Genomic DNA, 13,048 nt, shown 5'->3' with positions numbered 1-13,048 from the left:
GGACGCTAGTCGCTATTTTGCGGTCTAGCTAACTGCCTTACTAACTGCGTTTGGCAAATAAAATCGATTTACAAACTCCGTGTCGTAGTTCAGTAAATTTATGTAGTTGTATAACAATCTAAGTAACTAACGCCAAGTTTCTATAGAACTTGGCTAGGCGCTCCACTAGTAAAGTTTTACGAATTTTATCGATTCGTAAAACTTTACGTCGTGATGGGTAGAAAGTGGCCTGACTGCCTCACTAACTCATCGACGAAAAATAATCGTTTTCTCCTCTTTGTGTCGTAATGCTCTGTGTCGTAATCTAATAAACGGCAACCGCTATGGCGGTTTACCTAAACGCTTCATTAGGAAAAGTCCACGAACGGTATCGATTCGTGGGCTTTTCCGTCGTAACAGTTAGAAAGTAGTCTAGCTGCCTGCTATTGCCATACTAACTGCGTGTTGTAGCGGAAAATGAGTACCTTAGTTGGTCCCATACCTCAAATCTATTGAAAAAAGCCAAGAAAAATATCTTCTTGGCTTTTCTTGTAGGCTGGTGTTAACAAAATTCCTAAAACTCCGCCCTGGTGAGGGACGGAGTTTAGGAGGTCTTTTTTAGGTCGCTAATCGGTAAACAGCTTCAGCATAGATATCCATAGCATGATAGAGATCATCTAGGATTGCATATTCATTTGCTTGGTGTTCCGTTTGCTCTCTTCCTGGGAAGAGGGCACCAAAAGCGACACAGTTTGGCATCGTACGTGCAAAGGTTGCACCGCCAGATGATAGAGCGGGACTATTGTCACCAGTTTTTTCTTCATAAACCTGCATGAGTGTAGTGACGAGCATACTATCTCTTGCCACGTAAAGTGGTGCTAGGTAGTCAAATTCTTGGTAGCTAAGTTGGTAAGATTTTGCACACTCTATCAACTGATTGACAAGTTCATCCTTGTCAGTAAGGACTGGGATTCGGATATCAATTCGAATCTCAGAACTTTCGGGAGTAATGGTTAAGGCGGCCACATTAAAGGATAAATGTCCAGAAGGCTGGTCACTGATATCACCAAAGATTCTTTTTCCTTGACCATCTTGACCAACTTCTTTGGTAAGAAATGTCAGTGCAGGATGAGATTGAATGGAATCAAGGATGGTGGCTAATCGAATGACTGCATTAATCCCTTGACTGGCATCCTTGGCATGCTTGGATACACCTAGAACGGTAATGCTCTGGTCATTTTGTTGATAATCGTAGCCGGCAGCTATCAGACCTGTCTGGAGCTGATCCATAAGTGGTCCTTGATAAGTTGCCTTATCAGGAACGACATTGAAGGCACCACCAACATCCAAGGCGAGTTGTTCTGATCCAGGACCATGAAGTTTGACCTGAAGGAGTCCTTTTTCTGCATAGGTTAATGGAAATGAGGAATCTGGAGCAAATCCCATACTGGCTTGTTCTTCAATAGCATTATATCTTGCCATACAACGCCAAAGGGTTTCCTCATCGGTACCAAATATGAAACGAACCCGTTTTTTAAATTGAATTCCTTGGTCAAGTATTCCTTTGACTGCGTAAAGGGCTGCAAGAGAAGGCCCTTTATCATCCTGCGCACCCCGACCATAAACCCGCCCATCTCTGATACTTGCTTCAAATGGAGGAGTTTCCCAGTCTTTCAAATCGCCTGCAGGAACTACATCTAGGTGGCAGAGGATGGCAAGGAGATCACCTTCACCAACTTCTGCATACCCATAATATCCTTGAGGATCCAGATAGGTTTTAAAACCAAGATCTTGACACAAGTCCAGCATTTTTTTCAGGACATCTTGGATGGCTTGACCAAAAGGAGTACCATTTTCACCTTCCTTGAGAACAGATGGATAGGAGATGATGGTTTTCAAACTTTGAAGAAAATCCTCTTTGATTGATTCTGTAATATAGGATTTCATCCGTATCTCCCTTTGTTTCTATAAGAATGGCACTAAGGTACCTAAGATAAGAAGTAGAATACTTGCAACGACAATGACGATGACGAGTTTTCCAACAAATTTCCACCAAGTTCCAAGGCTGACACGACCAAGAGCAAGAGCACCCATAACAATACCTGAAGTAGGAGTTACAAGGTTAAGGACACCAGATGCAGATTGGTAGGCAGTGACGATAAGGCTTGCTTTAACATTGACGAACTCTCCAAGAGGAGCCATGATACCCATAGTTGCACTAGCAAGACCAGATGAAGAAGGAATGAGGAAGGACATAGGTAGGTAGAAGATATAGGTCAATACGATGAAGATTTGAGGAGAAAGACCTTGAAGGCCAACTTCACCCCAGTGTAGGATGGTTGCAGTAATCATACCATCGTTCATGATAACTTGGATACCACGAGCAACCGCACAAATCAAGGCTACTGAAAGCAAATCTGCAGCACCAGTTAGGAAGGTTGAGACAATCTTGCTTTCTTTGAGACCATAGACAACACCGATCAAAATCCCCATAACGGCAAAGAGCATAGCGCCTTCTGGGAAGTACCAGCTACCAAATGGTAGAGCATCTGAACCGATAACTCCTCCAATTACAGGAAGGCCGATTAACCAATTCTTGAAGTCTTCAAATACAGTAACATGCAAATCAACCCAAGGGATGAAACTTGCAATCATAATTATAAAGGTTAATACAAATAAAGCGAGGACATGTTTTTGTTTCTTGCTCAAGGTAGATGGTGCATCATCGTTATCTGAAACATTAAAGTGTTTGATATCTTCTTCGCGTTGAGCGTAAACGAGTGATTTAGTAGGATCTTTTTGAATCTTTTCTGCATAACGATAGACAAAGTAAGTGCTGATACCTGTCATTACGAACCAGAAGATAACACGGAGAATAACCCCATCCATAGAAGAAATTCCCGCAGTATCAGAGGCGATAACAGTAGCAAATGGATTCAATGTAGATGCCAAACAACCAACTTGAGAACCTAGTAAGATGATGGCTACGGCAGTGATACTGTCAAAACCAACTGCCATCATTACAGGAATAAGAAGGGGATAGAAGGCCATGGTTTCTTCTCCCATACCATAGGTAGTTCCTCCAAGTGCGAAGAGGGGCATGAGGATGAGAATCAACATTTTTTCGCGACCCTTGTATTTTTTAACGATGGAGGCAATCCCTACATCGAGTGTACCAGTAGCGTTTACGACACCAAGGAAACCTCCGACCATAAGGATAAAGAAGGCAACGTCGATAGCTGCGCTGGTTGGTTTGTGACCGAGCATGGCACGAATTGGTGCCATAAGGATATCGTAAATCCCTTGAGGATTTGAGTCAACAGTTTGATAGGTACCTGCGATGAGGTTACCTGCTTCATTGGTATCATACTTACCTGCTGGAATGATCCAGGTTAAAAATGCCATAATGGCAATGATGATAATCAAAACAGTGTATGATGAGGGCATTTGAAACCTTTTTTTATTTTCACTCATTTGTTTTTCCTCCTAAACTATGTCACACAGTATAAAAACGAATGATGTGGCAAGAGTGCTGACTAAACTTTCTTGAAAGGTATGACTAAACTATTATTCTTTCACAATGATTGTTCCACTTTCAGATTCAATCAAGGCTCCTAGATTGATAAGAGAAGTGATAACTGCTTTTCCTGCTGGACGATTGGTCACAAAATCAATGGCAGCTTGGATTTTTGGCAGCATACTACCAGGAGCAAATTGCCCCTCTTGGATGTATTCTTGGAGTTGGCTTACAGTTACCCGTTCCAATTTTTCCTGATTTGGTTTGTTATAGTTGATATAGGCATAATCGACACCAGTTAAAATGATGAAGAGATCTGCTTCGACTAGCTCTGCCAAGCATTGCGATGCAAAGTCCTTATCGATGACAGCTTCCACTCCTGAAAAGTAACCGTTTTCATTTTTGGCGATAGGAATACCTCCACCGCCTGCTGCGATGACAATTTGTCCCTTATCTAAGAGTGCGCGTATACTGTCGATTTCTTTGATGTAAATGGGTTTTGGAGAAGCCACTACCTTACGCCAACCACGACCTGCATCTTCTTTAAAGTTAGCCCCAGTTTTTTCGCTTTCCGCTTTAGCCTCTTCTTCTGAGTAGAATGGACCGATTGGTTTGGTTGGATTGAGAAAGGCAGGGTCATCCTTGTCTACGACAACCTGTGTGACAACAGAAACGACAGTTTTATCAAGATGAATATCCTGTAAAGCATTTTCTAGAGCATTCTGGAGCCAAAAACCGATGCTACCCTCTGTCATAGCAACAAGTGAATCGAGAGGAAAGGCGGGATTTTTTTCGGAATTCGCTGCTAGGTGTTGGAGGAGTAGGTTACCAACTTGCGGTCCATTGCCATGGGTGATAATCAATTCATCGCCATTTTGGATGAGTTTCACCAGATGACGTGCTGTTTCTGCCAGAGCAGCTTCTTGAGCTTGAGCAGATGGATCTGTGGACAGAATGGCATTTCCTCCAAGAGCGACAACGATTTTACGATGAGACATGAGCGCTCCTTTCTTTTGGATGAACAAAAACCAATTTTGGTTAAAAGCTTGGATTTGGAAGTTGATAAGAAAGACTTTGTAGGGACGAGTTGAGTTGGAATTTCGAAATGCGGATAACTGGAAGGCAGTTACTTGTTATGAGGTTTTTGCTTGAATGGTGACTATTGGGGAATTTCAACTCAGAGCTCGTAACTTCTACAAAAAGGGACTGGACTAAAACACTAGTCTCAGCCCCTAAGCTGTTTGTTATAGTTGGCATCACACTTTAGGAATATAGAGATTTCCTAGTGTAGCGGCCATAACGGCTTTAATGGTGTGCATACGATTTTCTGCTTGATCAAATTGACGAGCATACTTGCTATGGAAGACCTCATCAGTTACTTCCATTTCTTTTACGCCAAATTTCTCAGCTACTTGTCTGCCATAGATAGTGTTCGTATCATGAAAGGCTGGTAAACAGTGGAGGAAGATTAAGTTTTCATTGCCTGCTTTCTTAACAAGATCCATATTGACTTGGTAAGGTTTTAGCAAAGCGACGCGTTCTGCAAACTTATCTTCTTCGCCCATAGATACCCAAACATCAGTGTAAAGGACATCAGCCCCTTTTACAGCTTCATCAGCATCTTCTGTGATGAGAATGTGAGCCCCACTTTCTTTGGCATATTCCTCAGCCAGTGCAACAACTGCTTGATCTGGGAAGAGTTCTTTTGGTGAAAAGACATGAACGTTCACACCAAGGATCGCTCCTGTTACTAGAAGGCTATTGGCAACATTATTACGACCGTCACCACAGTAAACCAAAGTCAAACCTTCAAGATGTCCGAAATTTTCTAGTACTGTCAAATAGTCTGCAAGCATTTGAGTTGGGTGCCATTTATCCGTCAAGCCGTTCCAAACAGGAACACCAGAGAATTCAGCTAATTCTTCAACCATATCCTGACTAAAACCACGGAATTCAATACCATCAAACATACGTCCTAAAACTTTTGCGGTATCTTCAGTAGTTTCTTTTTTACCTAGTTGAATATCGTTTGCCCCCAGGTATTCTGGATGTGCACCAAGATCGATTGCAGCAGTTGTGAAGGCTGCGCGTGTACGGGTAGAAGTTTTTTCGAACAAAAGAGCAATATTTTTACCAGCTAGATAGCGGTGTTCGATGTTTCGTTTTTTAAGATCCTTCAAGTGAGCTGAAAGTCCAATCAAATATTCGAGCTCTGCACGGGTAAAATCTTTTTCAGCTAGAAAACTTCTTCCTTGAAATACTGAATGTATCATTCTATATATCCTTTTCTAACAAGCATGATTCTGCTAGCAGATGCTAGGCAGAAATAGGAAGAATCTAAATGTCTTCGCGTTCAAACGGCATTGACATACAACGAGGTCCACCACGTCCACGTACCAATTCCCGTCCACGAATCTTAATTAAACGAAGTCCATATTCTTCAAGTTTCTTATTGGTCACAGTGTTGCGTTCATAAACGACTACGACACCTGGTGCAATAGCGAGTGTGTTAGAGCCATCATTCCATTGTTCACGAGCAGCTGCAACAATATTACCATCACCACAAGGAATGAGTGTAACTTTTTCTAAACCAAGGTTTTGAGCAAGGAGCTCTGCCAAATCTCCTTTTTCTTCAACAATCTTGAGTTCTTCATTTTCGTAAGTGACAGAATAGACGTGAAGATTGCCTTGGATTTCTGGGTGGATTGTAAATTTATCATAGTCTACCATGGTGAAGACAGTATCCAAGTGCATGAACTTACGGCTGTTTGAAAATTCAAAAGCCAAAACTTTCTTGAAGCCAACATTCTTTTTGAAGATATTAACCAAAAGTTTTTCGATAGAAGCGGCATCGGTCCGTTGAGAGATTCCAACTGCTAGGACATCTTTTGAAAGAACAAGTTCATCTCCACCTTCAATCCGAGTAGTTTCTTCACGGTTATAGATGAGCTCTACCTTACCACCATAGATTGGGTGATGCTTGAAGATATACTTACCATAAAGTGTTTCGCGATTGCGTGTATCGGCGTACATGTGATTGAGTGATACTGCATTCCCGATAGTCGCAAATGGGTCGCGGGTGAAGTAAAGGTTTGGCATTGGATCGATGGCAAACGGATAGTCAGATTCAACCAAGTCAGTTAATCCTTTGCCTTCTTCAGGGATGTCAGGCAATTCAACTTTTTGAACACCTGCCATTGTTTTCTTGATCAGTTCAAGATTGTCGTCAATATCATGAAGCAGTTTTCGGATGGCATTTTTAGTTTGTCGACCACGAATATTTGCTTCATTGAGATATTCTTCTATGAACTGGTCACGTATTTCAGGAGAAGTTAATGATTCAGCAGCCAATTGTTCAAGATAGAGCACTTCGATTCCCTCGTCACGGAGTGCTTGAGCAAAGGCGTCGTGTTCACTTTGGGCATCTGCTAAAAATGGGATGTCATCAAAGAGCAACCTCTCAAGGTGATCTGGCATCAAGTTTTCTAATTCTTGACCCGGACGGTGCAACATAACTTTTTTCAGTTTTCCAATTTCTGAGAAAACATGAATTGGATGTGAAGACATGTGTTTCCTCCTTTTTTCTCGTGTGTACCAAACTATATTGGTATCGCTTACAAGTTAATAGTATCACAAATTAATATGCATTACAAGGGATATGATAAGGCCAAAAAGGCTTGAAAATGGCTATTTTATAGGATTTCTTACATTTTTTTATAAGAATATTCACAAATATACATGTTAAGTTAACTTATATTTATATTCTATAAAATTTATGCATAAAAATATTTTTAAAATTTTTTTAAAAAATTTTGAGATTGTAGAAAAAGGTGGATTTTCTGAGGTGAAAAGTTTGTTGAAACAAAAAATCCCTTAGACTGGAACGAAACATTCTAGTCTAAGGGAATAGATAGTTGGGTATTACATACCGAAATTTTTCATAAAAATTGTAAAGAGTGCCAGTAAGATGAAGCTGATACTGTTAAGTAGCATATGGACCGAGATAGACATTTCCAAACGTCTAGTACGATAAGCAGTCCAAGTGAGGACAGTAGACATCCAACCATAAATCAAGAAGGAAGGGAGATTAGAAGGCATATGTGCAAGGAGGAAGATTAGCCAACCAATAACATATCCAAACTTTTCATAGCCTTGGAAGAGTTTGGTAGGAATAATCCCGCGACAGATGATTTCTTCACAAATAGGTGCGATTAAAACGATGAGGAAGAAACTGCTAATCAGAGAACTTTCAGAAATAAGGTTGTTAATTACTTGTTGATTAGAAGTTGTTGTTTGTTTCATGAGTTGTAACCAGATTCCACCTACAAGATTTCCAACATAAATAGCTAGGTAGCTAAAGACAATGCGAGGAAGATCGTTAACGGTGAAAAGTTTAGATTTTAAATCCAGCAACTTGCTCTTATGGGCTCCGTATAAAAAGATAGCAAGTACAAGAATCGAAATAAGGGACACAAGAATTGTTGACCAGATTGGATTAAACTGAATTTTAGTTAGTATAGCTAGAGTTAGCATAGGAGTCTGAGATAGAAAGATAGCTACTAACAAAATCCCAAACCAAGCGAGTCGCTTACGAAAATCTTTAAAAAAGTTCATTGATGTATCTCCTAAAAAATTTTTATTAATTATAACATAATTATTGCAAGGATTCTATTTGTTACCATAAGAGGAACGTACAGACGACAAATAGAATATCCCGAATCAAATGACTGTAGAATGATACATCCTGTCTCAAATTTTTGGGGAATAAAAAACTGAGAAATAGAGCACCAAGACCAATATAAAAAGCAATCGATAAAATGGTGATTGGATTACATAAGAAGATTAAAATAGAAATGATGATGATGGAAAATCTCACTTCCTTACTACTGGCATTCTTTTGCAGTCCTTTCCATTTTTTTAAAGGCAGAAAAGTAACAAGGTCAACTCCAAAGAGAAAAAAGAAGGAGGGTAGGATGAGGTCCACGGCTTCTTTTTGAAGTAAGTTGACAGTAACGATAGTATCTGATAGAACCAGCCCAACCCCGCAGAGGTTGACCACAATCATCATACTATAAAATAAAAAGATAAAGCGACTCCTGTCAATCAGTCTATCTCTTTTTAAGTTGTGACTAGATAAATAATGCATAAAGGCACAAGACCCAGATAAGCCCAATAAAGCCAGTAGAAAATAAAAACAGGATTGTTTGAGGGCCAGAGAGGTTCCAGACCAAAAGATACAACTACAAAGTGCCAGTTGGATTAAGGCAAAGAACAAGAGTAGTCGAATTGATTTTATGACTTTTTCCATAAAGTATCCCCTATATTTTTTTCTTATTATAGCTAAAATATAGGAGAGAAAAATCCTTAAATTCCCAATTGTCGATTTTTAGAGCTGTCTTGTCTTTTGAAACTAAAAAATCCCCCTTCAAGGGTTCCTTGAAGAGAGGAGATAGGTGTTCTAACGTTTAGACCAAGTGCGCTTCATAAAGAGCAGTATGATTGGATAGATTTCAAGACGTCCTGCAATCATTGCAAAGGATAGTAGAAGTTTTGAAAATGGACTAAAAATTGAGAAACTTGCAGTTGTTCCTAAAATAGGACCGATATTGTTAAAGCAACTGAAAACAGCACTCGTGACAACCATTAAATTATTGGTATCTAAACTGACGATGAAAATCAAACTGAGTAGAATCATGATATAAACCACAAAGTACTTCAGAATCTTGTGCTGAGTATCCTTATCAATAACCGTTTGATTAACCTGAAGGGTTAAAACACGGTGAGGTGATATGGTAGACAAGACTTGATTTTTAGCAATTTTAGAGAGGATGACTCCGCGAATGACCTTGAGACCACCTGCAGTGGAGCCAGCAGAACCACCGATTGCCATCAGCATTAGCAAGATATATTGAGAGAACAAAGGCCAGTTCGTGATATCTCCATATCCAAAGCCGGTAGTGGTAATGATGTTAGATACTTGGAAGAAGGCCATCTCAAAGCTTTGTGAAACGCCGCTATAGAGGTGGAGTGTGTTAAGCGTGATTAAGCCAGTTGATATGGCTACAATCAAGAGATAGGCTCGGAGTTCTTCATCAAAAAAGAATTCCTTAATACGACGGAGCATGAGATAGTAGTAGAGGTTGAAATTGACACCAAACATTAAAACCCCGATACTTGTCAGATAGGTAATGAGAGAACTGTGATAGTGGGCAATTCCATCATTATAAACAGTAAAGCCACCTGTACCAGCAGTACCCATAGCGATGACAAAACTATCGTAGAGTGGCATCCCAGCAAGGTAATAAATAACCACAAAGAGGGCAAACATAGCCAGGTAGAGGATATAAAGGATTTGAGCTGTATTTTTTAGCTTAGATACAACCTTACCAAATACTGGTCCAGGAACCTCTGCCTTCATAACCTCTAAGTGACTGTTTTTTGCATTGTCCATGATAGCTAGGGCAAAAACCAGCACCCCCATCCCTCCGATAAGGTGAGTAAAACTCCTCCAAAATAGAAGGGAACGGCTTAAGACAGAAACATCATTTAAAATGGTTGCTCCCGTTGTTGTGAAGCCAGAACTAATCTCAAAGAAGGCGTCTATCATCTTGGGAATTTGTCCTGAAAAGACAAAGGGAAGGGCACCAAAGAATGACCAGAGAATCCAACAGAGAGCAACAATTAAGACCCCTTCTTTTGCATAGATTCGCTGTTTTTTAGGCTTACTGATAATTCCCAGAAGACCTAGAACAACAAGGATTCCGATGGTAGAGAAAAGAGCTGTAAAAACTTGACTCGATTCTTGATAATAAATAGCAATGCTAACTGGAACTAAGAGTAGACCAGCCTCGATCAAGAGTAGCTTTGCAAGAAGAAATCGTACCATACTTCTATTCATAGCTTACCTCTCTAACAGATCATAGATCTTGGTGATATTTGATAGTAGTGTGATGACAACTAACTTATCACCGACTTGAAGGCTATCTTCACCAGTTGGGAAAATTGTTTTTCCGTTGCGGATAATAGCAGCAATTAAAATATCTTTTTTGAGTTTCAATTGAGACAAAGGTTTACCAGTCATCTTGTTAGCTTCCTTGATAAGGAATTGAAGAGTCTCAACCTGTCCATTTGCTAGGTGGTGCATCGCTTGAAGATCTGAATATTGGGCATTGGCACGACCATGGATAAAGTGCATAATCGTATCTACAGCAATGGTTTTCGGTGTGATGATACTAGAAAACTCAGGTGCATGGATAATCTCTAAGAGACTAGTTCGATTGACCTTAGTGATGTTTTTCTGAACACCAACACTATCCAAGAACATAGATGTAATAATGTTTTCTTCGTCAACTCCAGTAAGGGTTGCGACAGCATCGTAGTGTTGTGCACTTTCTTCCAGGAGAATATCTTTTGCAGTCCCATCCCCTTGTACAATGTAGAGTTTTGGATATTTTTGACTGAAAAATGCTGCGCGATCTGGATTGAGTTCAATGACCTTGGTATCAATACGGCTATCTTTCAAAATACCAACAAGGTAGTAGGCGATTTTTCCTGCTCCGATAATGAGTAAACTCTTAACGACACGAGATTTGACATAGTTATGAAAAAGCATCATATCGACACGATGACCTGTTACAAAGATACGGTCTTTATCTTCTAAAATAAGGTCGCCACTAGGGATCATCAGTTTATGATCGCGCTCAATAGCACAGACAATCACATTACCAAACTTTTTCCGGAAGTCTGCGATAGACATCTGACAGATATTGCTATCCTTACGGACAACAAATTCCATCAAACTAACCAAGCCACCTGCAAAACGCTCAACAGAAAGAGCATTTGGGAAGTCGATGATGTTAGCAATAGCACGAGCTGCTAGGAGTTCTGGATTGACAATGAGAGAAAATCCGAGAATATTTTTTTCTTTAAAGTAAGGGTTGGAATACTCAGGATTGCGGACACGGACGATGGTTTCTTTAGCCCCCATCTTTTTAGCTAAGACAGCAGAGACCATATTGACCTCGTCATATTGAGTCATAGCAATGAAAATATCGCAGTCTTGAACATTGGCAGCTTCTAGCATGGCAAAGTCAGCCCCGTTACCTGCAATCCCAATTATATCAAAACGGCTTGTCATGTAATTAAGAACTGTTTCGTTCTGTTCAATTAAGACAACATCATGATTGTCAGCGACAAGTGAACGACAAAGGGCAGAACCAACTTTCCCCCCTCCGACAAGAATAATTTTCATAGTTATATAACCTACTTTTTCAATATGTCTCTATCATACCTTTTTTTAGAATAAAATGCACTCGGCAACCGACTCTTTTCATTATATTAGGGTGGAAAATTGTTCCATTGATAATCTTACTTGTTCAAAATTTAAGATATAAATCAGCTGTTTTCGTGTAATTCTAATGAATACAGAAACATTTTTAACTAATGTAAATATGTTTGTAAAAAAATTGAAAAAATCAAGTCATTTCTATTGACAATCAAGCTGAAAGTGATATACTAAAACAGTAGTTTCGCTGATTTACTTCAAACCTGTTGTGAGGTAAGTTAACGATGCCTTAACCACGCTGTTTGCTGAGCTAGACTCCGGGCAGTGTGGCTATTTTTTTGCACTAGTGAGAGGAAACAAGGCATGGCAAATCACATTGTATTATTTGAACCCCAAATTCCACAAAATACGGGTAATATTGCTCGTACCTGCGCAGCAACGAATGCGCCCCTTCATATTATTAAACCGATGGGCTTTCCTATCGATGATCGTAAGATGAAGCGAGCAGGTCTAGATTATTGGGACAAACTTGAGATTCATTTTTATGATAGTTTGGCTGATTTTATGGAAAAAATGGATGGTCAGCTCTACTTGATTTCCAAGTTTGCAGAAAAAGTCTATTCAGATGCAGATTTCACGACAGAAGGAGATCATTATTTTCTTTTTGGGAGAGAAGATAAGGGCTTGCCTGAGGAATTTATGCGTGAGCATCCAGAAAAAGTTCTCCGCATTCCCATGAATGATGAGCATGTTCGTAGTCTCAATGTTTCAAATACAGTTTGTATGATTGTTTATGAGGCACTTCGTCAACAAAACTTTGCGGGTCTCGAACTGGTTCACACTTACGAAACAGATAAGTTGAAATAAACACTTAGATAAAATGCTTGCGCTTGCAAGCTTTTTTTGTTATCATAAAGGGGTCTTCAGGGCAGGGTGAAATTCCCGACCGGCGGTAAATTTGACTAGCTATTTTAGCTTTCTCTTTGTTGTCTTGTCTCGATATACTTTAAGTATTATCTTCGACTGCGACGTCTAGATAAATCTAAAATATCTTAGCCAAATAAGTCCGCGAGCGCAAGCTGATGTGGTGAGATTCCACAACCGACAGTATAGTCTGGATGGGAGAAGACGAAAGAATGGCTTTGTCTATTCTAATTGATTTTTTATAGGTAAATTGCAACCGCTTGCTAAAAAAAGAGTGAGGGGGAACTTTTGGAATATAAAAATAAAGGATAGATAGAGGAATCCTTTCCAACTTCTTCTGATTT

Annotated in this window: 10 protein-coding genes and 1 riboswitch; of the genes, 1 reads left to right on the top strand and 9 read right to left on the bottom strand. The window is 39.8% G+C overall.

Translation table 11 applies throughout. From position 1 onward, the window contains the following. Nucleotides 1-597 precede the first annotated feature (597 nt). From PCY08_RS05935 to trkA, 9 genes are all read right to left on the bottom strand, one after another. Nucleotides 598-1,926, bottom strand: coding sequence for a dipeptidase (locus PCY08_RS05935; protein WP_301559752.1), 1,329 nt, complete (start codon nt 1,924-1,926; stop codon nt 598-600). Nucleotides 1,927-1,944: 18 nt separating this feature from the next. Then, the gene (locus tag PCY08_RS05930; RefSeq protein WP_045763699.1) at nt 1,945-3,453 is read right to left on the bottom strand and encodes a YfcC family protein; all 1,509 of its coding nucleotides are present in this window, start codon (nt 3,451-3,453) and stop codon (nt 1,945-1,947) included. 93 nt (nt 3,454-3,546) lie between these two features. Next, a complete protein-coding gene (gene arcC, locus PCY08_RS05925; RefSeq protein WP_045763700.1) occupies nt 3,547-4,494 on the bottom strand; it encodes a carbamate kinase in 948 nt (315 codons plus the stop codon). 258 nt (nt 4,495-4,752) lie between these two features. After that, on the bottom strand, nt 4,753-5,766 hold the full coding sequence (argF, locus tag PCY08_RS05920) for an ornithine carbamoyltransferase (RefSeq protein WP_198921496.1): 1,014 nt from the start codon (nt 5,764-5,766) through the stop codon (nt 4,753-4,755). 67 nt (nt 5,767-5,833) lie between these two features. Next, nucleotides 5,834-7,063 (bottom strand): arginine deiminase, encoded by a 1,230-nt coding sequence (gene arcA, locus PCY08_RS05915; RefSeq protein WP_301559751.1) that lies wholly within the window; start codon nt 7,061-7,063, stop codon nt 5,834-5,836. A gap of 354 nt (nt 7,064-7,417) precedes the next feature. Then, on the bottom strand, nt 7,418-8,110 hold the full coding sequence (locus PCY08_RS05910) for a CPBP family intramembrane glutamic endopeptidase (protein WP_301559750.1): 693 nt from the start codon (nt 8,108-8,110) through the stop codon (nt 7,418-7,420). Between the two features lie 61 nt (nt 8,111-8,171). Then, a complete protein-coding gene (locus PCY08_RS05905) occupies nt 8,172-8,804 on the bottom strand; it encodes a hypothetical protein (RefSeq protein WP_301559749.1) in 633 nt (210 codons plus the stop codon). A gap of 150 nt (nt 8,805-8,954) precedes the next feature. Next, nucleotides 8,955-10,394, bottom strand: a complete 1,440-nt coding sequence (locus tag PCY08_RS05900) for a TrkH family potassium uptake protein (protein WP_301559748.1) — start codon at nt 10,392-10,394, stop codon at nt 8,955-8,957. Nucleotides 10,395-10,397: 3 nt separating this feature from the next. Continuing rightward, the gene (gene trkA, locus PCY08_RS05895; RefSeq protein WP_045763705.1) at nt 10,398-11,747 is read right to left on the bottom strand and encodes a Trk system potassium transporter TrkA; all 1,350 of its coding nucleotides are present in this window, start codon (nt 11,745-11,747) and stop codon (nt 10,398-10,400) included. A 396-nt stretch (nt 11,748-12,143) separates the two neighbouring features. On the opposite strand from trkA, the gene PCY08_RS05890 reads away from it, so the two are divergent. Next, a complete protein-coding gene (locus PCY08_RS05890) occupies nt 12,144-12,647 on the top strand; it encodes a tRNA (cytidine(34)-2'-O)-methyltransferase (RefSeq protein ID WP_301559747.1) in 504 nt (167 codons plus the stop codon). 48 nt (nt 12,648-12,695) lie between these two features. Next, nucleotides 12,696-12,914: riboswitch (FMN riboswitch) on the top strand. Nucleotides 12,915-13,048 lie beyond the last annotated feature (134 nt).

It is taken from the genome of Streptococcus sp. SO4 (genome assembly GCF_030440055.1).
Lineage (GTDB): Bacteria > Bacillota > Bacilli > Lactobacillales > Streptococcaceae > Streptococcus > Streptococcus nidrosiense.
The sequence above is the reverse complement of the archived record's forward strand: the minus strand, read 5'-3'. Positions and strand labels throughout refer to the sequence as shown.

Bases quoted from the DNA above. Each gene is read 5' to 3' on its own strand.
- PCY08_RS05935 (WP_301559752.1), bottom strand. From the start codon at position 1,926: ATGAAATCCTATATTACAGAATCAATCAAAGAGGATTTTCTTCAAAGT.
- PCY08_RS05930 (WP_045763699.1), bottom strand. From the start codon at position 3,453: ATGAGTGAAAATAAAAAAAGGTTTCAAATGCCCTCATCATACACTGTT.
- arcC (WP_045763700.1), bottom strand. From the start codon at position 4,494: ATGTCTCATCGTAAAATCGTTGTCGCTCTTGGAGGAAATGCCATTCTG.
- arcA (WP_301559751.1), bottom strand. From the start codon at position 7,063: ATGTCTTCACATCCAATTCATGTTTTCTCAGAAATTGGAAAACTGAAA.
- PCY08_RS05910 (WP_301559750.1), bottom strand. From the start codon at position 8,110: ATGAACTTTTTTAAAGATTTTCGTAAGCGACTCGCTTGGTTTGGGATT.
- PCY08_RS05905 (WP_301559749.1), bottom strand. From the start codon at position 8,804: ATGGAAAAAGTCATAAAATCAATTCGACTACTCTTGTTCTTTGCCTTA.
- PCY08_RS05900 (WP_301559748.1), bottom strand. From the start codon at position 10,394: ATGAATAGAAGTATGGTACGATTTCTTCTTGCAAAGCTACTCTTGATC.
- trkA (WP_045763705.1), bottom strand. From the start codon at position 11,747: ATGAAAATTATTCTTGTCGGAGGGGGGAAAGTTGGTTCTGCCCTTTGT.
- PCY08_RS05890 (WP_301559747.1), top strand. From the start codon at position 12,144: ATGGCAAATCACATTGTATTATTTGAACCCCAAATTCCACAAAATACG.